Below are 22,207 nucleotides of genomic sequence, written 5' to 3'. Positions count from 1 at the left end.
GTGTAAATTTGTAACATTTGTATAATAAAATCTAGCAATTATCTTTAAAATTTATTAAATATAAGAAATAAATTGGGGAATAAAATTTGGTGGAAGCGAGGGGGATCGAACCCCTGTCCAAAAACAAAACAACCACAGCCTCTACACGCTTAGCAAAAGTGAAATTTTCATCCAGCAAGGCTCACTTTCCAAAACCAAAAGCTAGACTAAGACAAAATTTCAGCTTGAAGCTTGTCAAACTACAAACCTACTCTATCTAGGGTTACTCGCTTATGTTTTTAGATAGTATCAAAACAAGCAAGGCTCAACTGAACTTACGCAGCTTTAGCGTAAGCAGGAGCGAATTTAACGTTATTTGCGTTTAATTTTAATTTGAGCTTTTTACGCTTTGCTCAAAGCGACGTGCCACCATGACCGCTCTGCTCCTGTCGAAGCCAAGTCGCTCCCATAGAAAGTCGCGTATTTTAGTTTATTTTTATTTTTTTGTCAAACATCAAGCTTTGATGGAATTTTTACAACCAAAGGATTTAAAACGCTAAAAAATTCAGAATCCGACTCTATATCATCGCGATATTTACCAAACTGATCACTTACGATCAAGAGCCAATCAACAAATTCATCATTTGCAGGCTTAGTAAGATCTCTTGCTTCAGAACAAACCTCTTCACTAAGAGAGGCTAGCTTTAAAATAGGTTCAACCTTCATAAATGATGCTGCGGATTTTATATTATGAAAAATTCTAAATAGCTCTTCAATATTATTTTTAAATTTATCTTGTCTTGTAAGTCCTATGATCAAAGGCTCCATCAAATCACACATTAAAGAGTAGTGAGATAGGAATTCTTCAACAATATCATAAGAGTAGTCAATCTCAAGATTTTTTAATATGCCCATACTTCCATCCTTAAATATTCAGGGCAATTGTATCATTTTTTTGATAAAATTAATCAAGTATAAACGCAAAAGGCAGGGAAAATGAGCCAAAAAGAGCAAAAAATTAACGTAAATAATATAAAAAATAAGAAAAATTTAGAACCTGTAGTTATGATTACGGCTTATGATGCGCTATTTGCCAAGCTGTTTGACGAGTATGTGGATATCATACTCATAGGCGATAGCTTAAACATGAGCTTTAACGGCAAAAAAGACACCCTAAGCGCTACGATGGATATGATGCTATACCACGCTACGGCTGTAGCAAACGGGACAAAAAGAGCATTGACGGTAGCCGATATGCCTTTTGGTAGCTATACTGATGAAAGAACAGCTCTTAAAAACGCCATCAAATTTATCCAAAAAAGCGGAGTTGATGCAGTAAAGCTTGAAGGCGGCAGAAATATGGCGACTATCATAAAAAAGCTTTGTGAAAACGGCATAAGCGTCATGGGACACATAGGTCTTATGCCTCAGCAGGTTAGGTATGAGGGCGGATACAGGATAAAGGGTCGCAAGGAAGACGAAGCGAAAAATTTGATAAAAGACGCAAAGGCTCTTGAAGAAGCGGGAGTATTTGCGATCGTAGCAGAAGGCACTCTTAGCGACGTGGCAAAAGAGATAGCAAATAGCGTAAATGTGCCTGTAATCGGCATAGGCTCGGGAGTTGATGTCGATGGGCAAGTTCTTGTATTTTCCGATATGCTTGGGTTTTTTGAGGAGTTCAAGCCAAAATTCGTAAAAAGATATCTAAATGGAGCGAATTTAGTAAAAGAAGCGGTTAAAGCTTATGCAAACGAGGTTAAGGCAAGAGCTTTTCCAAGTGAAGAATTTGAATATAAAAGCTAAATTTAATAGCAAAAGGAGAGAAATTGAAAATTATAAAAATTTTATTTTTGACTGTATTGTTAGGCGCTCAAGTTTTTGCTACTACAAACTTAAAAAACGAGGCCAAAGAGGCTTTTGACAAAAAAGACTACATAAAAGCTGGTGAAATTTTAAAAGAACTTTGCGATAAAAACGACGGATATAGCTGTGCTGCACTTGCAAACATGCACTACAACGCTATCGGAGTTGCAAAAGATCAAAATTTAGCTTACGAGCTTTTTAGTAAAGCTTGCGATCTTGATAACGGCACAGGATGTTTTGATCTTGCGCTTATTTATAAAAAAGGCGAGCTCCTAAAACGCGATTTCAAAAAAATCGCCGAACTTTATACAAAGGCGTGCGAGCTTAAAGAAGATAGTGCTTGTGCAAATTTAGGGCTTATGTATGATAAGGGCGAAGCTGTAGAAAAAGATCACAAAAAGGCTAAAGATCTATACTACAAGGCTTGTCATCTAAACAACGCGGTAGGGTGCTATAACTTCGCATTGATGTATTACGAGGGCAAAAACGTCCCAAAAGACGATAAAAAGGCATTTAAATTTTTTGACAAAGCTTGCTACATCAAGAGCCCCCATGCTTGCCACGCACTTGGCGTGATGTATGAGCACGGATATGGCGTGGAGTCAAATGTGTATTACGCCTACGACTCTTACTCTACGGCTTGCAAGATGCTAAACAGCGACGCATGCGCGGCAATAGGCATAGAATTTAAAAACGGCAAAATCGACAAAACAACTTACGATAAATACGAATCCGAAGCAGAAGCCTGCAAGCTTGGAGATAAGAATTCGTGCGAGATTATCAAGGAGCGTTTGGCTAAATTTTAGCTATATTTGCGTGATAAATCAGACTTACTCTACCCGGGCGGCTTTTATATCGCAAATTCATTTGTTTTGGCGTGACATAAATTTGATGAAGCGGATATTTTATATCCAAATTTGCATGAAAAGATTAAAATTTAATCCTTTTGACAACTTAAAGCAAATTTAATGTAAAATCACCTTAATAAATTTAAAAAGTTAAAATATGGACAGAATCGTAGAAATAGAAAAAGTAAGCTTTGAAAGCGAATTTGAAACATCGCTTCGCCCTGCAAAATTTGAAGATTACATCGGACAAGAAAAGATAAAGCAAAATTTAGATGTGTTTATCAAGGCTGCCAAAAAACGCGGAGAGTGTCTTGATCACGTGCTTTTTTACGGACCTCCGGGGCTTGGAAAGACCACTCTTGCGCACATCATCTCAAACGAAATGGGTGTAAGTATCAAGATGACGGCGGCTCCGATGATAGAAAAGAGTGGCGATCTAGCGGCCGTGCTTACAAATTTACAAGAAGGTGATGTGCTATTTATCGATGAAATTCACCGCCTAAGCTCTGCTATCGAAGAGGTGCTTTACCCTGCGATGGAGGACTTTAGGCTTGATATCATCATAGGCTCAGGACCTGCGGCGCAAACGATCAAGATCGACCTGCCGAAATTTACGCTTATCGGTGCTACGACGCGAGCGGGTATGATTTCAGCTCCGCTTAGAGATCGCTTCGGGATGGATTTTAGACTGCAATTTTATAGCCATGAGGAGCTAGCCAGAATCGTTCAAATAGCCTCGGTAAAGCTTGGCAAAGAGTGCGAAAAAAGTGCCGCTCTTGAAGTCGCAAGAAGGGCGCGTGCAACTCCTAGAATCGCACTTAGGCTACTAAAGCGGATTCGGGATTTCGCCGAAGTAAATGATGAGCTCATCATCTCGCAAAAACGTGCCAAAGAAGCTCTTGACGCGCTTGGAGTAAATGAGATCGGCTTTGATGAAATGGATATAAAGTATCTTGAAATTCTGCTTGACGCCAAACGCAAGCCTTTAGGGCTAAATACTATAGCCGCGGCACTTAGCGAGGATGAAGGCACGATAGAAGACGTTATAGAGCCTTATTTGCTGGCAAACGGCTTTATCGAGCGCACCGCAAAAGGTCGCATCGCAAGCGGAAAATGCTACGATACGTTTAAGTTTAAATTTAAAGATGAAAAAGGGCTTTTTGACGGATAAATTTATCTGCGTTATAGGGCTAAATTTATGAGAAATTATCTCAAATAATCTAAAATTTTAACTGGCGAGTTTGTTTTGTCGTTTAAATTTGAATTTATATATTAAAATGCTAAGAAAATTTAAAATTGCTCTGATTTAGCCGATATGGCTAATTATCGGCTAAAAATTCTTGCAAATTTTATGTAAAGAGGATATGGATGGTTAAAAATAGTAAAATTTTCTTTGGTATATTTGTATTTTTCGCGCTTTGCTTGCTGCTTTATCTTTTTAAGCCGTTTTTGCTAAACATCTTTATCGCGATGCTATTGGCGGTTGCGACATCAAACATAAATGTAAAATTTTTAAAGCTTACAAAGCACAGAGAAACGCTATCCGCGGCCCTTACTACGGCGATTTTATTTTTGCTATTTATTGCGCCCTTTCTTTACGCCGTCATCGCGCTGGCAAAGCACGCGGCAAGCTTTAACATGGATTATGTAAGCAATACGATTGATTACATTAAAAACTATGATTTTGCGCCACCTGCGCCAATTGAGTTCCTAGAGCCTAAATTTAAAGAGCTAATTACGGAAATCGACTTTAAAGTGATCTCGGCTAAAATCATCTCAAATTTAGCAGAAATTGGCAAATTTAGCGCAAATTTTTTAGTCGATATGGTGATGATTATTATATTTTTCTTTTTTTCTATTCTATACGGAAGCGATCTTATCAAATACTTAAAAAAAGCCGTTCCTATGAAACCTGAAGACACCGAATACATCCTAAGCGAAGTGGCTAACGTGATGAGCGTAGTTTTTTACTCGATAATCATAAATACTATTTTTCAAGGATTTTTGTTCGCCATCATCGCAATGATTTACGGATATAGCGGATTTTTAATGGGAATTTTGTTTGGATTTGCCACGCTTGTACCGATTGTGGGCGGATTTTTGGTTTGGGGACCGATTAGTATTTATGAATTTGCCAACGGCAACTTAAGCGGCGCTATCGTTATTGCGGTTTATAACATCGTGGTTATCTCCATCGTTGCCGATACGCTTTTAAAACCTCTTATAATAAAATTTATAAACGATCGCTTGGTGAGAATTCCGACCAAGATAAACGAGATGCTTATCTTTTTTGCAATGATTGCCGGAATTACGACGTTTGGGTTTTGGGGCATTATCCTTGGACCTGCGATAGTTACCTTTTTCTTATCGACTATCAAGCTTTACGTCTTACTTAAAGAGCGGTCGGTGGTCTAAATTTTATCTTTAGCCGACTTAAAATTCGGCTAAAGATTTATAAAATTTTACATCTTAGCTATTTATATTAACAATAAAATTTCATACAAAACTCACCTTAAACTTAAATATAAATTTATACCTATAAAAAATCAAAAATCCGATTTTATCGACTAAAAATATATTAAATTAGGCTTAAAAAAGTAAATTTTAAGCTTTTAGTATGATATAATTTAAGCAGAAAATTTAATATTATATTTTAATATTAATTATATTAAATATTTTTACAAGGAGTTCGTATGAGATTACTTAAACTTAGTTTGGCGGCGGCAGTTATAGGTTGCTTTGGTGTTGCAAACGCTTCTGATTCGCTTGTAGACGCTCTTACGGGCGGCAAATTAAACGGCAAGGTTCAAGCCACATACGTAGATCAAAAAGATGAAAGAAGCAGTGTGCATGACGAAGAGCTTCTTGGTGTGCAGTTTGAGCTTGGTTATACTACGGGTTCATTTTACGGCTTTAGATTAGGCGTTACGGGGCAGGCGAATTTACTGCCGATTAACGAGAAAAAAAAGAACAACACAATGTATGACAAAGAGTGGAGAACAGAGGGTTTTACGCTATCTGAAGCATACATCGGCTATATGCTTAATCAAACCGATATAAAATTCGGTCGCCAGTACGTTACCACTCCGCTTGTAGCAGGTAACTACACTCGTGCGTTTAAAGAGGCGTTTGAGGGTCTTACTATAAAAGATAAATCGCTTCCAAATACGACTTTAATAGGCGGTTGGTATTATAAATTTCAAGGCAGAAGTGCTGTAGTTTCAGGGCACAAAAATGGTCATGCGCCTAAATTTAAGGATAAAACCATCATAGGCGGCATGGGACCGGTAGCGTTTAAATTTGATAACATCTTTACAGGCGCTATCATAAACGAGCCTATGGAAAATATGAAATTAACAGGCGCTTATGCAAGAGTAACTGATCTAGAAGCAAAACCAAGCGCAAAGGGCGATATAAATTTATTTTTAGCCGAAATGAATCTAAAATTCCCTCTTGAGCTATTTAGCTTAGGTATTGATGCAAACTACAAAGGCTCTCGCACAACCGATACGCTTGATAATTTAAACTACGAAGGCGACATGCTTGGATTTAGAGCGGGAATTTACGATCTGGCAGGATTTAACGCGAGCTACGCATACACAACGGTAAGTGATGATGACGCTTTACTCTTTGGTGTTGGAAACGGTCCTGGATCATACACTTTCTTGCCTATTCGCGGACCTTTTGTCTTTACAGGCTTTGCAGGAATGGATACACACAAATTTACGCTTGGGTATAACTTCTCAGCTATCGGCTTGGATGGACTTAAAACCTCGTTTCAATACGTAAAAGGCGAACAAGACGCTCCTAACGTAAATGCTGGAGCGACTAAAAAAGGTGAAAGAATGGATATAGAAGGCTGGGCTGCAATAGCAAGCTATAACATTCCTCAAGTTAAAGGCTTGTCCGCATCGGTAACCTATGTCGAGCTTGAAAGAGAGAACTACGACGCTGCAAACAAGGTTACAAAAACCGATCAAAACGAGCTTTGGCTACAACTTGGATATAAATTTGATCTGCTAAATTAATTTTTGACACCTCGGGGCGTATAACCGCCCCTTTCTCCTTAAAATTTAAACGCCTTTTGTTATCTTAGATATGCTAAAATTTCATAATTTATCACAAAGGAGATATTATGAAAAAGCTTTTGTTACTCGGTGCTATTTTGGTGTCAAATTTTTATGCACTAGAGTGCACAAAAATTTACGGAGACGGGGCAAATGAGCTTAAGCTAGCCACAGGAAGTCCGGGAGAACTTGGTTTAGTAGAGGAATTAGCGCAGAAATTTAACGCTAAAAACGATACTAAAATTTGCTGGATAAAAGCAGGTAGCGGCAAAGGATTAAGCTTACTCAAAGAGGGCAAGGTAGATATCTCTATGACCCACTCGCCAAAAGAAGAAAAGGCTCTGATGTCACAAGGACTAGCCAAAAACCGCACTCTAATCGGCTCAAATGAATTTTATATCATAGGACCCAAGGAAGATCCGGCGGGCATAAAAACGGCAAAAACGGCCTCTGAAGCATATGCAAAGATAGCAAACGCAAAAGCTTTGTTTTACACAAGAGATGATAAAAGCGGAACGCACGTAAAAGAGCTTAGTATATGGAAGCTAGCAAACATCGAGCCAAACGGAGAGTGGTACAAGCCAAATCGAGACTTTATGATGGCGACTCTACGCAAAGCAGACGAAACTAAGGGGTATTTTATGAGCGATTCAAGCACTTATAAGATGATAAAAAATGAGCTAAAAAATAGCGATGTTTTATTTTCCGGTGATGAAGTGCTTATAAACGTCTATGCGGCAATGAGCGCGAAAGACGCTCCTAAAGTGGCTGATGAGTTTATAGAATTTTTAAAAGGCAACGAGGCTCAAGAGATATTTAAAAACTACGGCAAGCAAAAATTCGGAACAGCTTTATACGAAGATGCGCAATATGCTAAAAAATACTTTGTAGAATAGATAATCAAAGCGGGCTTTTATAAATAAAGTCCGCTTTATTAATTATAAATTTGATTCAAAATACTTCCTCTGCCAAATTTAACCGAACTTAAAGTCTTGATTTATATTTAACAAAACGATTGCGAATATTTAAACTTTTTCCTTTATACATAAAGTAAAAAGCAAGAAATTTTATTTGAAGCATCTAAAAAACGATGATAGAAACTATCGGAGTAAATTTTAAGGGAGATTTTCATCTCCCTCTGGCTACTTTATTACAGCCATCTTTCTACGCATATAAGCGATTTTGCTTTGAAGCGGAAGGTGTTTTGGGCAGTTATCCTCGCACGCTAGCAAGGTCATACAACCAAACACTCCGTCATCATCGCCTATAAGCTCGTAAAAGTCCTCATCGGTTCTCTTATCAAGTGCATCAATCTTAAATCTAGCAACGCGGTTAAGCCCCACGGCACCGATAAAATCAGGTCTCATTATCGCAGTTCCACAAGCGGCTACGCAAATTCCGCACTCTATACATCTATCAAGCTCAAAAACCTCTTGCGCCACTTCAGGCTCGACTTTTTCTTCAAGCTTGCTTATATCGGTCTCGTGATCGGTATGTATCCAGCTTTCTACGCGCTTACTCATAGCGTTCATCCAGTTGCCCGTATCTACGCTTAGATCTTTTAAAAGCTTAAACACAGGAAGCGGCATAAGCTCGATAACTCCGCTTTCAAAATCTTTAGTAAGAGTTCTGCAAGCAAGCACAGGCTTACCGTTTACCAGCATTGCGCAACTTCCGCAAATTCCCGCGCGACACACAAAGTCAAAGCTAAGATCAGGATCAAATTTCTCACGAATTTGATTAAGCGCGATAAATAGCGACATACCCGGTGTCTCCTCAAGCTCATAAGTCGCAAAATGCGGCTTTGAAATTTTGCTTAATGGATTATATTTAAAAGCTTTTATCGTAATTTTTCTACTCATATCCTATACCTGCTCTTTCATTTGGTGCTTTATATTTTGGTTGTAATTCATAAGGCATAAGCGCATCTTGAATTTCATATCTGCCCTTGCCTTCTGCTTCCATTTTAGCGCGAATTTCATCAACTTCTTTTTGGCGAACTGCGCTATCTGGGTGCTCGATGATATTTCCTTTGGCTCCGTATCCTCTAAATGCAGGTGGAATTTCCATCTTCATTATATCAAGCGGCTCATATTCTACAGTTGGCATCGTAGCGCCCTCTTTCCAGCTTGTTAGAGTTCTGTTTAGCCAGTTTGCATCATCTCTTTTCGGATAGTCTTCCCTACTGTGAGCGCCGCGGCTTTCGGTTCTAAGAAGCGCGCCGTAAGCTACACAAAGAGCAAGTTTTAGCATCTTTGGTACACGGTAAGCCTCTTCAAGCTCAGGATTGCCAAATAGATTTTTATTTGCAACTTTTACGTCAAGCGAGTGCTTATAAAGCTCTTCAAGCTCTCTTACGGCTGTCTCGAGCCCTTCACCCGTTCTAAAGATCGCAACATAATCCCACATGATGTCTTTCATCTTGTTTTTGATCTCAAATACGTTAAATTTACCCTCTTTATCAAGAAGTCCTTGCAGATAGTCGTTTTGAGATTTTACGAATTTTTCTATATCTTTTGTATTTATCTCTATATCGTGGCTCTTGCAGTAATCGGCAAAATAATCACCCACAATCATACCCGCAACAACCGTTTCGGAAACAGAGTTTCCGCCAAGGCGGTTAAATCCGTGCATATCCCAGCAAGCAGCCTCGCCGGCGCTAAATAAGCCTGCCAATGTCGGGCTTTCGCCGTTTGGTTTTGTTTTAATACCACCCATTGAATAATGCTGCATAGGAAGTATCGGCGCCCATCCTTTACCGATTCCGTTTTCATCAAGTTCGGTATCTGCAGGATCTATGCCGTTAAATATCTCGCAAATTTCTTGAACGTCGCGTAAATTTTTCTCGATATGCTCACGGCCAAGTATGCTTATATCAAGCCACACGTGCTCGCCGTAAGGGCTTTTTACGCCTTTGCCTTTTCTTATATGCTCCATGATACGACGACTTACGACGTCACGGCTTGCAAGCTCTTTTTTCTCAGGCTCATAATCAGGCATAAAGCGGTATCCGTCCACATCACGCAAAATTCCGCCGTCACCGCGACAACCTTCCGTTAATAAAATTCCGCTTGGAACGATCGGTGTCGGGTGAAACTGAACCGCTTCCATATTGCCAAGCTGTGCGATACCTGTTTCAAGAGCGATCGCAGCACCGATACCTTCGCAAACTACGGCATTTGTCGTATGTTTATATACTCTTCCGTATCCGCCTGTTGCTATCAAGGTGCCTTTTGAAACGTAAGCAGTGATCTCGCCATTTACAAGATCTCTTACGATAGCGCCGTAGCAGCGGTTGTTTTGGTGGATTAGAGCTATAGCTTCTTTTCTATCGTGAATTTCAACGTTATGTTTTAATGCCTCGTTCGCCACGGCAAAAAGCATAGTATGACCCGTAGCGTCAGCCGTATAGCAGGTTCTCCATTTTTTAGTACCGCCAAAGTCGCGGCTGTGAATAAGTCCGTGAACCTCTTCTTTTTCTATTATGGTTGTCTTTTGAGCGTTGATAATAGCGCTTCTTTCGCCTTTGGTAATTCTCGTCCAAGGCACACCCCAGGCGGCAAGCTCGCGGATAGCTTTTGGAGCTGTTTGACAAAACATTCTAGCCACTTCTTGATCGCAACCCCAGTCGCTTCCTTTTACCGTATCGGCAAAGTGCACATCCTCATTATCGCCTTCACTCATTTTAGAATTTCCAAGGCTCGCTTGCATACCGCCTTGAGCAGCCGCAGAGTGAGATCTCTTAACAGGAATTAAACTCAAAACGATAGTGCTAAGTCCCTTTTCTCCTGCGGCAACCGCGGCTCTAAGTCCTGCAAGTCCGCCGCCTATAACTAATGCATCACAATATTTTATATTCATTACTAGCTCCTATCTACTAACTAAGGCTGATCCAGACAAAGTCCGCAATCAAAGCGATCACGGCTAGTCCGCCAAAAACCGCAAATATAACTGTTCTAGCCTTATTTCTCTTAGCTAGCATTTCGGCTCTATTAACACCCTCTATACTTACCCATTTTACATATAGTCTATACATACCTACACCGGCATGAACAACCATGAAGGCAAGTAAAGCAAGGTAGAAAAACTCAAGTCTGGCAAAATTTAAAGCAGAGCTATCGGCAGTGATATGTCCGCCAAAAACTATATCCACTAAGTGTCCGCTTGCCGCGAAAAATAGCGCGAATCCGGTTAAAAACTGAAACCACCAAAGTGTAGTATCTAGGTGTCTGATGCGATCTTTGTGTCCTCTAAACATCAAATACTGTCTAAAATTCGCAGGAAATTTTCGCATAGCCAAAAACGCATGAGCGATAAAAACTACAAAAATTATAGCCGCTATTACGTTTGTAATCCACCAAGTGGATTCACCAAACAGAAATTTAGCCTCGGCAAAACCGACAACCGCATTAAAAGCGTCCTTGCCAAGCAAGATAGTTGATGTAAAAACCATATGGCAAAGAATAAAACAGGCAAGAATAAATCCCGTGATGCTCTGCCATCTGTCCCAAACCGCCGGCAAACGACTCTTTTTGCAGTCCGCCTGCCTCCCCAAGAAACCTTCGATTAGCCCACTCATGAGCACTCCTATATTGAAATTTGTTATTAATAACTTATAATAATTTTAAATTATAAATTTAAAATTTAATTGTTATCTTAACACAAAGCAACTTTAAATAGATTTAAAATGTTGAGCGTTTTTTCTTAAAAACAGATAAGCAAGCACTCCTGCAAGAAGCATCGCAAGAGATAAAATTTGACCCATCGAAAGACCTAAAAATACAAAGCCAAGCCCGAAATCAGGCTCTCTGTAAAACTCGCATACAAATCTTGCTATGGTATATAAAATAGCATATAAAGCTATGAGTTCGCCGTCAAATTTCTTAAATTTTCGATAAGTAAATAAAATTAAAAATATCACAACGCCTTCTAAAACCGCCTCATAAATTTGAGAAGGGTGTCTAAGCATACCTGCTACATATATCCCCCAAGGCACGTCCGTAACTCTGCCAAAGAGCTCTTGATTTAAGAAATTTCCTATTCGTCCGAAAAAATATCCAAGCGGGATACTTAGCGCAACCAGATCAAGTAAAGCCCAAGTATTTTGCTTGTATTTTTTACAAAACGCCCACGTAGCAAGCAAAAATCCAACTACCGCACCATGATAACTCATGCCGCGAATTCCTACAAATTCTCCGTTGTAAAAAGGATTAAAAATTTGCCAAGGCTGAGTTATATAATAAAATGTATTTGGATCGTAAATGAGTATATATCCGACTCTAGCACCTAAAATAACGCCTATCTCAACCCAGAAAAAGTAATTATCAAGAAGCGAATTTGAGATATTAACCTTATCAAATTTAACGATAAATTTAGCCACGCCCAGTGCAACAAGCAGAGCCAAAACATACATCAGCCCGTACCAATGAACACTTATACCGAAAATTTTAAAAGCTACGGGATCAAAGTTATTGTAAATTTCGTTCCACCAACTCATCTAGGAACGACCCTTATCTTAAGAGTCTTTTCAAGTCCGCCTGCAAAATCTTCAAAAAGATATCCAAGTCCGCGGTAAAATTTGCTTTTTGCCTCTTTTTGAATCGTAGGAGCGAGTTTTGCAGCATAAGGAAGCAGATATGAGCTTAAAAACACGCCTAAAATTTCCTCTGTTTTTTCATTGGCTTCAAGCTTTAAGATAGCCGATAAAAACGATAGCTGATTGCTTATGCTATCTATCTTTAATGATTTTAAATTCGGCTCAAATCCGCAAATTTGATAAAGCTTAGCAAGCCTTTCATCATCGCCTTTGAAAAAATATGTAGCGAGAAAATACTTTTGTAAATTCTTAAAGTCAGCCTCTATATCCTTTATATCCTCGCTCTCAATCGCTTCTTTATAAAGAGATCTTCCTTTATTATTGGCTTCGGTATCATTTTGCAAAAACCACTCGCCGTTTTTCTTGATCTGTTCAAAAATTTTGTCATTTAACGAATTTGAAAAACCGACAGCAAAAACTCTACACACAACCGAATAAAATTCGCCAAGCTTCATCATAGTCCTTTTAAATTTTTGTGATTTTACTAAATTTAAATTTTCTTAAACCTTAGGCGAATCGAATTTAAAACAACGGTTACCGAGCTAAAGCACATTGCAATCGCTCCATAAACAGGAGTTAAAACTATCTTAAATACCGGATAGAGCGCACCTGCAGCCACTGGAATGCAAATGAGATTATAGATAAATGCCCAGAACAAATTTCCCTTGATCGTTTTCATAGTATCTTTAGCCAAATTTATCGCTTTAACCACACTTTTTAAATCGTTTTGAATGAGCACTATATCTCCGGCATCCTTTGCGATATCTGCACCACTACTCATAGCTATACCTACATCAGCTTGCTTAAGCGAAGGCGAATCGTTTATGCCGTCTCCTATAAACACGACCTTGGCGTCCTTTTGAAGCTCTTTGATAATCTCAAATTTTTCATTAGGCAAAACTCCCGCAAAGACCTTTTCGATGCCGATCTTCAGCGCTACGTTTTTAGCCGTAAAAACATTATCCCCCGTTAGCATCACAGGAATTATATTTTTATTCTTTAGCTCGTCTATAATCTCTTTAGCATTTTCCTTTAAGGTATCGCTAAGACTTATAAATCCTACGAATTTTTTCTTTATCGCAGCCAAAACCACGCCGTTTCCGTCATTTTGCATCTTTAAAATTTGCTCTTTTGAAGAATCAGGAATCTCTATGCCAAATTCTTTCAAAAAGCCTTCATTGCCCACGACTATCTCGCTTTCATCAAGGCTTCTTATGCCTTTTCCTGCAATATTTTCAAAACCGCTATCGTTGCCTAAAATTTTAAGATCAAGCTCGTTTGCATACTCAACAATCGCTTTTGATATAGGGTGCGAGCTTTTTGCTTCAAGAGCTGCAATTAGAGCCAAATCATCTTCGTTTATATCGGTAAAATTAACCGAAATTTCACCTTTTGTAAGAGTGCCGGTTTTATCAAATATCGCGTATTTAGCGGTGTGAAGCACCTCTATGACTTCGGGATTTTTTATCAAAATTCCGTTTTTAGCCCCCAAAGAAAGTGATGAAATGATAGCAATAGGCGTAGCAAGTCCAAGCGCGCAAGGGCAAGATATGATAAGTACGCAAATCGCACTTAAAACGCCTTGCATAGCATTTCCGGTAGCTGCAAACCAGATCAAAAACGTAACCACGGCTATAATAATAACGGCCGGCACAAAGATATTTGCAACCCTATCGGCAAATCGACTAATCGGCATTTTTTTCGTGCTAGCATCGCTTAATAGATGTAAAATTTGAGCTAGCAAAGTTTGATTTGACGGCTTTGTAACTTTTACATTCAGATAGCCGTTTGTGTTTATGGTGCCGGCATTTACTTCATCGCCCGTTTTTTTATACACAGGCAGGCTCTCGCCCGTAAGCATAGACATGTCAAGCTCGGCTCCGCCGTTTATAATAACTCCGTCGCAAGGCACGTGAAAGCCCGCTTTTACCATTACAATGTCGCCTATTTTTAGGTTTTGCACATCCGTTTCTACGGCTTGTCCGTCAGGCTTTAGCACTAAAGCTACCTTAGGAGAAAGATCCATAAGGCTTTTTAGATAATCTCCCGCCCTAGCCTTTGAGCGCTCCTCAAGAAATTTGCCAAGCAGGATAAAAGTAATAATCATCGCAGAGCCTGAAACATACATATGGCGCATATTTTCAGGCATCAAATTTGGGGCTAAAAAGACAAACACCGAGTAAAGAAACGCCATAGAGGTTCCAAGAGCCACAAGCACGTTCATGTCGTAGTTTTTGTTTTTAAGCGCACCATAAGCGTGCACGAAAAACTCCTTACCGCAAACCGCAAGCGCGATAAAAGCCAAAAAGAGCATCACAAACGCCTTTGGCTCGCTCATACTTCCGGTCATCTCAAGCCACATTATCACAGCGCTGATAACGGCTGCAGCGATGAAGTTGTTACGCAAATTTTTGATATGACTAGCTCTTTTTTTCTCAAATTCGCTCATATCCTTAGCGATCTCGTAGCCCAGCTTTTTGATCTTTTCTTCAAGCTTGGTTCTTACTTCTTCACTAGCTACTATAAATTCGCCCGTAGCATTAGCAAAGCTAACCTTAGCGTCCTCTACGCCATCCATCTTTTTAGCGACTCTTTCTATAGCGTTTGAACAATTCACGCAGGTCATGCCCGCGATATTGAGCTTGATAGTTTTTGACATAGCTAAATCTGCTCTATTACTTCAAATCCAAGATCATCAAGCTCGGATATAAATTTACCTACATCTTTATCGTCTAAATTTGCACTAACCACTTTTGGCTCACGACTTAAATCAACTTCAATCGTTCCAAATTCATCTTCAAGCGCGCTTTTTATGGTATTTGCGCAGTTTTGACAATGCACATTGGCAACTTTAAAATGTTTCATAGAATTTCCTTTATCATGTGATAATATTTATGCGAATTTATCGTCATTTCCTGATTGATTACAAAGCCTAGTCTCTGGTAAAATTCTCTCTCTTTTACCTTATCTTGATCTACTATCAAAGATACTTTTTTATACTCTTTGAGTTTAGCCACTTCAAATATAAATTTTATTAGCTTTCCTGCAATTCCCTGCCCCCTAAATCTCTCATCAACAGCTATACTATCGATATAAAACTCATCCTCAAGGCACTCTTTTTCTACTTTAGCGGCCGGATTAAATTTCTTAAGATGTTCTAAAATAGGAGCGTCAAGACTATTTGCATCTCCTCCGTAGTAGGCGCAAATAGCTGCGACTATATCTTTTTCATGTTTAAAAACATAAACGTTTTTATAGCTTAATCTGTTAATATCCTGAACAAAAAAAGAGGTTAGAATTTCGTTACTTTTTAACTTGTCAGTAGTTCCGCTAAGTGCAAAAGCGATATCATCCATAGCTAAATTCAGTAGTTCGATACAACGCAAAGCGTCTTGTTTGGTAGCTTGTGTAATCATTTGGTAATTATAGTATTTTAACTATAAATTTTAAGCTAACAACGGATAAAACCTCTTAAATTTTAAAAAGATAATAATCTTTTTTGGCTATAATTTCCAAAATTTTTTTAAGGAAAATTTATGGGAAGAGCATTTGAATACCGAAGAGCGGCCAAAGAGGCTCGCTGGGACAAGATGAGTAAGGTATTTCCAAAACTGGCCAAGGCTATAACCGTAGCCGCTAAAGAGGGCGGAGTTGATCCTGATATGAATCCTAAGCTTCGCGCAGCGATAGCAGCCGCAAAGAGCGAAAATATGCCAAAAGACAACATCGACGCGGCGATAAAAAGAGCAAACGGCAAAGATAGCGCCGATATCAAGACTATATTTTACGACGGAAAAGCCGCTCACGGAGTGCAAATAATCGTAGAATGCGCCACTGATAATCCTACCAGAACCGTAGCAAACGTCAAGGCGATATTTAGCAAAAACGGTGGAGAGGTGCTTCCAAGCGGAAGTTTAAGCTTTATGTTTACCAGAAAGAGCGTCTTTGAGCTAGACATGCCTCAAATCGAGCCTGACGAGATTGAGCTAGAACTAATTGATTTCGGACTTACCGAGCTTGAAAGCGAAGGCGATACGCTTTACATATACGGAGATTATACAAGCTTTGGCACGCTTCACGAGGGTATAGAAAAGCTTGGGCTTGAGAGCAAAAAGGCAAGCTTGCAATACATAGCAAATTCGCCGATAAGCTTAAGTGAAGAAGAGATGCAAGAAGTAGAAAAGCTTCTTGACAAGCTTGAAGACGATGATGACGTGCAAGCCGTTTATACAAATATAGAATAAAGGAAAAAAATGAGAAATGACGAGTTAAAAATTTACGAGATAAATCAAGACGAGTTGGCAAAATTTAAATTTGCCGTTATCCATACCGAAAAAGGCGATATAAAACTTGAGCTTTTTGGCAAAGAAACGCCTCAAACGGTTATGAATTTCGCCACTTTGGCAAATGACGGATTTTATGACGGGCTAAACTTCCACCGCGTTATACCGAATTTCGTTATCCAAGGCGGCTGTCCTTACGGAACAGGCACGGGCGGTCCGGGCTGGAGGATAAAATGCGAATGCAGAGGTCAAAAGAGCAAGCATAAACGCGGAAGCCTATCTATGGCGCACGCAGGTCCTGATACGGGAGGGAGCCAGTTTTTCGTATGTCATAGCGCACAACCTCATCTTGACGGAGTTCATACGGTTTTTGGGCAAGCGATAGACGAAGACAGCCTAAAGGTACTTGACAGCGTAAGAGGCGGCGACAAGATCGAATCTATCGAGATAAAAGAGAGTTTATAATACTTATTTAAAGGGAGAATTTCTCCCTCTTTCTACTACTTTAAAATTTTATAATTTTTAAAATTTAATTTTATTTTTAATATTGTTTCTGATAAAATAAGCACCTTGAAAGTATTTAAGAAAAAAGGAGGTTTCTTGTCAGAAGCTCATCTAATTCAACCAAAATCTAAAAGCAAATTCACAAAAATCATTACCAGTCTCGCCTTTTGGGTGGTTTTGGGTATAGCTGCAGGCATAGCAGTAGGCATGGCTTTGCCTGATATAGGCGTAGCGAGCAAACCTGGAATTGATTGGTTCATAAAGGCTTTAAAAGCACTAATAGGACCGATTATTTTTCTTACTATAGTTTCAGGCATAATCGGGCTTGAAAGCATGAAAGAGCTTGGAAGTATAGGACTTAAAGGCTTTATATATTTTGAAATAGTAAGCACAATCGCGCTTGCGGTGGGAATTTTATTTGGAGAAGTTTTAAAGCCGGGTCATAACATGCATCTTGACTACACCACGCTAGATCCGGGAAGTGTCGAAAAATACACTCACATAGATAAAGATGTGGGCTCGGTTTGGGCTATCTTAAAAAGTGCCGTTCCAAGCGATCCTATCACTCCGTTTCTTACTTCAAACACCCTTCAAGTGCTATTTATGGCGATAGTTACGGCCGTGATCATATCGTTTTTAAAGCACGAACATAAAAAGAAAATTTTAAAGCCGCTTGAGGTGGTTCAGCATTGGGTCTTAAAGCTGCTTACGATTTTGATGCTATTTAGTCCGGTGGCTGCATTTTCCGCCATGGCGTTTCTGATAGGAAAATTCGGCATAGACTCTTTACTTGGTATGCTTGAATTGCTTTTTGTAATGGCTGCAGCAAGCTTATTTTTTATATTCGGCGTTCTTGGGCTGATATGCTATCTCGTAAAGGTTAATATCTTTAAATTTATGCGCTTTATAGCCAAAGAGGTTTTAGTGGTATTTGCCACAAGCTCCAGCGAAACAGCTCTTGCTCCTCTTATGCAAAAGCTAGAAGCAGCAGGAATTCATCGCGGAGCCGTGGGTCTTATCATACCTACTGGATATTCGTTTAATCTTGACTGCACCAACATATATCTAAGCTTAAGCGTAATATTCTTGGCTCAAGCGTTTGGAATTCCGCTTAGCATAGAGCATCTCATACAAATTTTAATCATCCTTATGGTTACCAGCAAAGGCGCAGTCGGAGTAACGGGCTCCGGTTTTATCGTGCTTGCAGGAACCCTAGCCGCTCTTCCAAGCGCAGGAATTCCCGTAGTTACCGTAGCGGTATTGTTAGGGGTTGATAAATTTATGTCTGAAATGCGTGCAGTAGGAAATCTTTGCGGAAATGCCGTAGGATGCTTAATAATCTCAATATGGGATAAAAAGGTGGATATGGAAAAATTTAATTACGCTCTTAATCATCCCGAAGAGTTTAATTTTCATGCGTAAATTTTATACAAAAAAGTTCATTACTAATTCAAAGAGAGTTTTTGCTCTCTTTGAATTTTAATTCTACTCCCAAAGCTTTTCATCAAGCTCTTTTTCACTTTTTGCGACAAATACCGCACCCATCATATCGCCAACGACGTTCATAGACGTTCTTCCCATATCAAGCACGGCGTCAATTCCTAAAATCATACCGTAGGCTATGGCTATAACGCTTCCTGCTTCTACTTTTAACCCGACGGACTCAAGAACCATAAGAAGCATTATGGCTCCGGCACCCGGCACTCCGGCCGTTCCTATGGAAGCTAGAACTGCCGTGATAACTACGGTTAGTTGTTGAGAGAAATCAAGCGGCATACCCACGACATTGGCTACAAATATCGCACAAACGCCAAGATAGATAGTCGTTCCGTCCATATTTATGGTTGCGCCCACGGGCAAAGTAAATCCATACACACCTCTTGGCACACCCATATCCTTTTCAGCCGTCTCCATAGAAATAGGCAAAGTAGCACCTGAAGATCTGGTAACAAACGCAGTAATCATCGGCGGGCGGACTTTGGATAAAAATTTAATAGGGCTAAGCCTAATAAAAACACAAATGACACAATAAACAAGCAAAATTTGCAAAATTAATCCGACATAAACACTTACCGTAACATTTATAAGCGGCCCAAACGCCTCGGCTCCGCTCTTTGAAAATACGATAAAAATAAGAGCAAAAACGCCTATAGGAGCATATTGCATAACCCAATGAACCACTTTAAACATTATGCTATTCATGCCTTCAAAAAACGAAAATACGATTTTGGCAGAATTTCTAACCTGCTCATTTTCGCTATCAAGACTAAACGCAAGCGCAATCCCGAAAAATAGACAAAAACATATAGTAGGCAAAACCTCTCCCTTGGCTATAGCCTCAAAAGGATTTGTCGGAATGATATTTAGCAAGATGTCTATAAGTCCCGGAGCTTTAGCCTCCTTTCCTGCACTTGCTACGTTTGCAGCTAGCTCTAAACCTACACCCGGCTGAAGGATGGAACCAACGGCAAGTCCTATGACAATGGCACAAAGCGAAGTAAACATGTAAAAAGCGATGACTTTTACACCCACCTTGCCAAGATGAGAAGGAGATATCGAGCTAGCTCCAACGATTAGCGTACAGACTATGACAGGCAAAACTATCATCTTAAGTAGCCTGATAAACAGATCTCCAAATGGCTTTAATATCTCTATCGCACTGCCTGCGTTTTGAAAAATCATACCAAATATCGCACCTAAAACAAGTCCGATAAGGATACGTAAAAGCAAATTGCTTTTAAAATAAAAGTCTAAAATACCTTTTTTATCAGGCATACCCTCTCCTTATTTTCATTTAATCAAATTTTATTGTATCTTTGTTTTCTTTAAAATCGTAAAAAAGACAAATGTGACATAAATAAATTTAAAAATTTATATCGATTTCGTATCAAAGCGTTACATGAAGCATTAAATTTAAGCCTAAATTTATATAACCTTACTACTCTACTTAGAGAATTTTCCGCCTAAAATTTGCTGACTAAATTTGAATTTAGCCCCTAAAATACTATCTTTACTCTTAAATTTATTACAGTTAAAATATAAAAACTCCTTAAAAACTTGATAATGGGCATTAAATTTCACAAACGCCTCATAACCATAAGCAGATATTTTAAAGTTTGGCTATCCTTAAATTTACTAAATACTTTTTAATTTTTATTGCACTATAATTTTATGATCAAATTAGCAATTCTAGGAGGCTTAATATGGATATAGTAGATAGGTTTTTACGATACACTAAGATCAATACTACGACAAATAGAGAAGCGGGTGCCGCTGGCATCATGCCTTCAAATCCCGTAGAAATGGAGCTTGCAAAGCTTCTTGAAAGCGAGCTAAAAGAGCTTGGATTAAGCAATATCAAAAGACGCGAAAATTCGATAACAACTGCGATTTTGCCGTCAAATTCAAGTAAAAAAATTCCTTCGGTTGCGTTTTTTGCCCACCTTGACACAAGCGCGGAGCAGACAAACGACACAAAAGCTCAAATAATCACCTACAAAGGCGGAGATATAACGCTAAACAAAGAGTTAAATATCGTCATGAAAGAGAGCGAATTCCCCGAGCTTAAAAACTATGTGGATGACGATATAATCGTAACGGACGGAACAAGCCTGCTTGGAGCCGATGATAAAGCGGCGATCGCAAGCATAATGAATGCGGTAAAATATTTCGTAGATAACCCAAGCGTAGAGCATGGCGATATCATCGTAGGATTTTTACCAGATGAAGAGCAAGGACTAAGAGGTGCAAAAGCGCTTGTAGCAAGCGAGATAAATGCCGATTTTGGCTACTGTTTAGACTGCTGCGGTATAGGCGAATTTATCTATGAAAACTGGAATGCAGGAGACGCTATAGTGACATTTACTGGACAATCGGCTCACCCGATGAACGCTAAAGGCAAGCTTATAAACTCGCTTTTAATGGCGCATAAATTTATATCCATGCTGCCTGGCGGCGAAGCTCCCGAATACACCGAAAATCGCGAAGGATACTACTGGGTAAAAGAGCTTAGCGGAAACAGCGCAAAGACTATCTTAAAGCTTGATATAAGAGAATTTAACGAGAAAAAATACGAAGAGCGTATGCAATTTTTACAGGATTTAACAGACGCATGCGCTAAATTGTGGGGCGAAAACAGAGTAACAATAAAGCTTGCCGACAGATACAAAAACGTCTTTAACTACCTAAAAGACGGCGAAAATAGCCTGCCTATACAAGCTGCGAAAGAGGCTTACAAAAATTTAGGAATAGAGCCTAAAGTCATACCTATGAGAGGCGGCTATGACGGAGCGGTAATCTCAGAAAAAGGCATTCCTTGTCCGAATTTATTTACCGGAGCTCACAATTTCCACTCGATTTACGAATATCTGCCCGTAAAATCACTGCGCGCTTCAAGCGACGTGGTTAAAGAGATAATCAAAATTTTAGCCAAATAATTTACAAATTCCCGCTATAAATTTGCGGGAATTTCTCCTTTAAATTTAAGCAAAAATCAACTTAGCGGCTAGAAGTAGCATGATAATACCTACTACGATTTCTAAAATTTTCTACGCTACGGCTTTTTGAAATATAGGAGCAAGAAGCCTTGAAGCATATCCCAAAGAAAAGAAAAACACAAAAGAAGCGCTCATGGCTCCAAAGCCAAAAACATAAGCATCGGCACCAAATTTAGTAGAAACCGACCCTATCAAGATGACCGTATCAAGATAGACGTGAGGATTTAGCCAAGCAAAGGCAAGCGTCAAAAGGGCTGTTTTAGCCAAAGATGGCGTGGCAAGCTATTTTAAGATTAGCGCATGGTTCATAGTGTAAGCCGTATAAAAGCTCTTTATAGCGTAAAAGAGCAAAAATGCCGCTCCACCGCATCTGGCTATGTATTAAAGATAGCTATATTTATATACCAGATACCCAAATCCCATAACTCCCGCAAAGATCAAAACGGCATCCGAAACGTCGCAAATGATACAGACTAAAAATACATATTGCTTTTTGATGCCTTGCTTTAGCACAAAAGAGTTTTGGTAGCCAAAACCAGCGATAATCCTATACCAAATCCCGATATAAAAG

At 39.3% G+C, this 22,207-nt stretch carries 20 protein-coding genes, 1 other RNA gene and 1 pseudogene; 10 read left to right on the top strand and 12 right to left on the bottom strand.

Features of this window, described 5'->3' with window-relative positions; all coding sequences use genetic code 11:
- Nucleotides 1-87: 87 nt before the first annotated feature.
- Both ssrA and CDOM15925_RS01040 read right to left on the bottom strand, forming a co-directional pair.
- Nucleotides 88-447: a transfer-messenger RNA gene (gene ssrA, locus CDOM15925_RS01045) on the bottom strand.
- Nucleotides 448-486: 39 nt separating this feature from the next.
- Complete coding sequence (locus tag CDOM15925_RS01040; protein ID WP_169940175.1) at nucleotides 487-894, bottom strand: Hpt domain-containing protein; 408 nt, start codon at nucleotides 892-894, stop codon at nucleotides 487-489.
- An 81-nt stretch (nucleotides 895-975) separates the two neighbouring features.
- Here CDOM15925_RS01040 and panB point away from each other — a divergent pair, with 81 nt between their 5' ends.
- The 6 genes from panB to CDOM15925_RS01010 all read left to right on the top strand — a co-directional run bounded on the left by panB (nucleotide 976) and on the right by CDOM15925_RS01010 (nucleotide 7,653).
- A complete protein-coding gene (gene panB, locus CDOM15925_RS01035) occupies nucleotides 976-1,782 on the top strand; it encodes a 3-methyl-2-oxobutanoate hydroxymethyltransferase (RefSeq protein WP_169940174.1) in 807 nt (268 codons plus the stop codon).
- A 23-nt stretch (nucleotides 1,783-1,805) separates the two neighbouring features.
- Complete coding sequence (locus CDOM15925_RS01030; protein ID WP_169940173.1) at nucleotides 1,806-2,648, top strand: tetratricopeptide repeat protein; 843 nt, start codon at nucleotides 1,806-1,808, stop codon at nucleotides 2,646-2,648.
- Between the two features lie 199 nt (nucleotides 2,649-2,847).
- Nucleotides 2,848-3,861, top strand: a complete 1,014-nt coding sequence (gene ruvB, locus CDOM15925_RS01025) for a Holliday junction branch migration DNA helicase RuvB (protein WP_169940172.1) — start codon at nucleotides 2,848-2,850, stop codon at nucleotides 3,859-3,861.
- 197 nt (nucleotides 3,862-4,058) lie between these two features.
- Nucleotides 4,059-5,105 (top strand): AI-2E family transporter, encoded by a 1,047-nt coding sequence (locus tag CDOM15925_RS01020; RefSeq protein ID WP_169940171.1) that lies wholly within the window; start codon nucleotides 4,059-4,061, stop codon nucleotides 5,103-5,105.
- 278 nt (nucleotides 5,106-5,383) lie between these two features.
- Nucleotides 5,384-6,718, top strand: coding sequence for an OprD family outer membrane porin (locus tag CDOM15925_RS01015; RefSeq protein ID WP_169940170.1), 1,335 nt, complete (start codon nucleotides 5,384-5,386; stop codon nucleotides 6,716-6,718).
- Nucleotides 6,719-6,825: 107 nt separating this feature from the next.
- Nucleotides 6,826-7,653 carry an ABC transporter substrate-binding protein gene (locus tag CDOM15925_RS01010; RefSeq protein WP_169940169.1) on the top strand — a complete coding sequence of 276 codons (828 nt, stop codon included), beginning with the start codon at nucleotides 6,826-6,828 and terminating at the stop codon, nucleotides 7,651-7,653.
- 246 nt (nucleotides 7,654-7,899) lie between these two features.
- Here the strand turns inward: CDOM15925_RS01010 and CDOM15925_RS01005 are convergent, their stop codons facing one another.
- The 8 genes from CDOM15925_RS01005 to CDOM15925_RS00970 form a co-directional block, all read right to left on the bottom strand.
- On the bottom strand, nucleotides 7,900-8,619 hold the full coding sequence (locus tag CDOM15925_RS01005) for a fumarate reductase iron-sulfur subunit (RefSeq protein ID WP_169940168.1): 720 nt from the start codon (nucleotides 8,617-8,619) through the stop codon (nucleotides 7,900-7,902).
- Nucleotides 8,612-10,618 carry a fumarate reductase flavoprotein subunit gene (locus CDOM15925_RS01000; RefSeq protein ID WP_169940167.1) on the bottom strand — a complete coding sequence of 669 codons (2,007 nt, stop codon included), beginning with the start codon at nucleotides 10,616-10,618 and terminating at the stop codon, nucleotides 8,612-8,614. The genes CDOM15925_RS01005 and CDOM15925_RS01000 overlap by 8 nt, the downstream gene beginning before the upstream one ends.
- 16 nt (nucleotides 10,619-10,634) lie before the next feature.
- Nucleotides 10,635-11,336 carry a fumarate reductase cytochrome b subunit gene (locus CDOM15925_RS00995; RefSeq protein WP_169940165.1) on the bottom strand — a complete coding sequence of 234 codons (702 nt, stop codon included), beginning with the start codon at nucleotides 11,334-11,336 and terminating at the stop codon, nucleotides 10,635-10,637.
- A gap of 93 nt (nucleotides 11,337-11,429) precedes the next feature.
- A complete protein-coding gene (lgt, locus tag CDOM15925_RS00990) occupies nucleotides 11,430-12,254 on the bottom strand; it encodes a prolipoprotein diacylglyceryl transferase (RefSeq protein ID WP_169940163.1) in 825 nt (274 codons plus the stop codon).
- Entirely contained in the window at nucleotides 12,251-12,808 is a 558-nt protein-coding gene (locus CDOM15925_RS00985) for a hypothetical protein (protein WP_169940161.1), read from the bottom strand. The genes lgt and CDOM15925_RS00985 overlap by 4 nt, the downstream gene beginning before the upstream one ends.
- Nucleotides 12,809-12,843: 35 nt before the next feature.
- Nucleotides 12,844-15,012, bottom strand: a complete 2,169-nt coding sequence (locus tag CDOM15925_RS00980) for a heavy metal translocating P-type ATPase (protein WP_169940159.1) — start codon at nucleotides 15,010-15,012, stop codon at nucleotides 12,844-12,846.
- Between the two features lie 2 nt (nucleotides 15,013-15,014).
- Nucleotides 15,015-15,218, bottom strand: a complete 204-nt coding sequence (locus CDOM15925_RS00975) for a heavy-metal-associated domain-containing protein (protein ID WP_169940157.1) — start codon at nucleotides 15,216-15,218, stop codon at nucleotides 15,015-15,017.
- Nucleotides 15,215-15,769, bottom strand: a complete 555-nt coding sequence (locus CDOM15925_RS00970) for a GNAT family N-acetyltransferase (protein ID WP_169940155.1) — start codon at nucleotides 15,767-15,769, stop codon at nucleotides 15,215-15,217. The genes CDOM15925_RS00975 and CDOM15925_RS00970 overlap by 4 nt, the downstream gene beginning before the upstream one ends.
- A gap of 120 nt (nucleotides 15,770-15,889) precedes the next feature.
- On the opposite strand from CDOM15925_RS00970, the gene CDOM15925_RS00965 reads away from it, so the two are divergent.
- The 3 genes from CDOM15925_RS00965 to CDOM15925_RS00955 all read left to right on the top strand — a co-directional run bounded on the left by CDOM15925_RS00965 (nucleotide 15,890) and on the right by CDOM15925_RS00955 (nucleotide 18,562).
- Nucleotides 15,890-16,597: a YebC/PmpR family DNA-binding transcriptional regulator gene (locus CDOM15925_RS00965; RefSeq protein ID WP_169940153.1), complete on the top strand. Its 708-nt coding sequence runs from the start codon at nucleotides 15,890-15,892 to the stop codon at nucleotides 16,595-16,597.
- 9 nt (nucleotides 16,598-16,606) lie between these two features.
- Nucleotides 16,607-17,101 (top strand): peptidylprolyl isomerase, encoded by a 495-nt coding sequence (locus CDOM15925_RS00960; RefSeq protein WP_169940151.1) that lies wholly within the window; start codon nucleotides 16,607-16,609, stop codon nucleotides 17,099-17,101.
- Between the two features lie 135 nt (nucleotides 17,102-17,236).
- The gene (locus CDOM15925_RS00955; RefSeq protein WP_169940150.1) at nucleotides 17,237-18,562 is read left to right on the top strand and encodes a cation:dicarboxylate symporter family transporter; all 1,326 of its coding nucleotides are present in this window, start codon (nucleotides 17,237-17,239) and stop codon (nucleotides 18,560-18,562) included.
- 63 nt (nucleotides 18,563-18,625) lie between these two features.
- Here CDOM15925_RS00955 and CDOM15925_RS00950 read toward each other — a convergent pair whose 3' ends face one another.
- Nucleotides 18,626-19,915 carry a dicarboxylate/amino acid:cation symporter gene (locus CDOM15925_RS00950; protein ID WP_169940149.1) on the bottom strand — a complete coding sequence of 430 codons (1,290 nt, stop codon included), beginning with the start codon at nucleotides 19,913-19,915 and terminating at the stop codon, nucleotides 18,626-18,628.
- A gap of 428 nt (nucleotides 19,916-20,343) precedes the next feature.
- Between CDOM15925_RS00950 and pepT the strand changes: the two genes are divergently transcribed.
- The gene (pepT, locus tag CDOM15925_RS00945; protein WP_169940148.1) at nucleotides 20,344-21,576 is read left to right on the top strand and encodes a peptidase T; all 1,233 of its coding nucleotides are present in this window, start codon (nucleotides 20,344-20,346) and stop codon (nucleotides 21,574-21,576) included.
- A gap of 111 nt (nucleotides 21,577-21,687) precedes the next feature.
- Here pepT and CDOM15925_RS00940 read toward each other — a convergent pair.
- Nucleotides 21,688-22,149: pseudogene (locus tag CDOM15925_RS00940) on the bottom strand (LysE/ArgO family amino acid transporter).
- Between the last annotated feature and the right edge of the window lie 58 nt (nucleotides 22,150-22,207).

Source organism: Campylobacter sp. RM15925, assembly GCF_012978775.1.
GTDB classification, from domain to species: Bacteria; Campylobacterota; Campylobacteria; order Campylobacterales; family Campylobacteraceae; genus Campylobacter_A; species Campylobacter_A canis.
The sequence above is the reverse complement of the archived record's forward strand: the minus strand, read 5'-3'. Positions and strand labels throughout refer to the sequence as shown.

Coding starts and splice junctions, on each gene's coding strand:
- CDOM15925_RS00985 (WP_169940161.1), bottom strand. CDS start 12,808: ATGAAGCTTGGCGAATTTTATTCGGTTGTGTGTAGAGTTTTTGCTGTC.
- CDOM15925_RS01020 (WP_169940171.1), top strand. CDS start 4,059: ATGGTTAAAAATAGTAAAATTTTCTTTGGTATATTTGTATTTTTCGCG.
- CDOM15925_RS00995 (WP_169940165.1), bottom strand. CDS start 11,336: ATGAGTGGGCTAATCGAAGGTTTCTTGGGGAGGCAGGCGGACTGCAAA.
- pepT (WP_169940148.1), top strand. CDS start 20,344: ATGGATATAGTAGATAGGTTTTTACGATACACTAAGATCAATACTACG.
- lgt (WP_169940163.1), bottom strand. CDS start 12,254: ATGAGTTGGTGGAACGAAATTTACAATAACTTTGATCCCGTAGCTTTT.
- CDOM15925_RS01000 (WP_169940167.1), bottom strand. CDS start 10,618: ATGAATATAAAATATTGTGATGCATTAGTTATAGGCGGCGGACTTGCA.
- panB (WP_169940174.1), top strand. CDS start 976: ATGAGCCAAAAAGAGCAAAAAATTAACGTAAATAATATAAAAAATAAG.
- CDOM15925_RS00970 (WP_169940155.1), bottom strand. CDS start 15,769: ATGATTACACAAGCTACCAAACAAGACGCTTTGCGTTGTATCGAACTA.
- CDOM15925_RS00950 (WP_169940149.1), bottom strand. CDS start 19,915: ATGCCTGATAAAAAAGGTATTTTAGACTTTTATTTTAAAAGCAATTTG.
- CDOM15925_RS01005 (WP_169940168.1), bottom strand. CDS start 8,619: ATGAGTAGAAAAATTACGATAAAAGCTTTTAAATATAATCCATTAAGC.
- CDOM15925_RS01040 (WP_169940175.1), bottom strand. CDS start 894: ATGGGCATATTAAAAAATCTTGAGATTGACTACTCTTATGATATTGTT.
- CDOM15925_RS00980 (WP_169940159.1), bottom strand. CDS start 15,012: ATGTCAAAAACTATCAAGCTCAATATCGCGGGCATGACCTGCGTGAAT.
- CDOM15925_RS00965 (WP_169940153.1), top strand. CDS start 15,890: ATGGGAAGAGCATTTGAATACCGAAGAGCGGCCAAAGAGGCTCGCTGG.
- ruvB (WP_169940172.1), top strand. CDS start 2,848: ATGGACAGAATCGTAGAAATAGAAAAAGTAAGCTTTGAAAGCGAATTT.
- CDOM15925_RS01010 (WP_169940169.1), top strand. CDS start 6,826: ATGAAAAAGCTTTTGTTACTCGGTGCTATTTTGGTGTCAAATTTTTAT.
- CDOM15925_RS00975 (WP_169940157.1), bottom strand. CDS start 15,218: ATGAAACATTTTAAAGTTGCCAATGTGCATTGTCAAAACTGCGCAAAT.
- CDOM15925_RS00960 (WP_169940151.1), top strand. CDS start 16,607: ATGAGAAATGACGAGTTAAAAATTTACGAGATAAATCAAGACGAGTTG.
- CDOM15925_RS01015 (WP_169940170.1), top strand. CDS start 5,384: ATGAGATTACTTAAACTTAGTTTGGCGGCGGCAGTTATAGGTTGCTTT.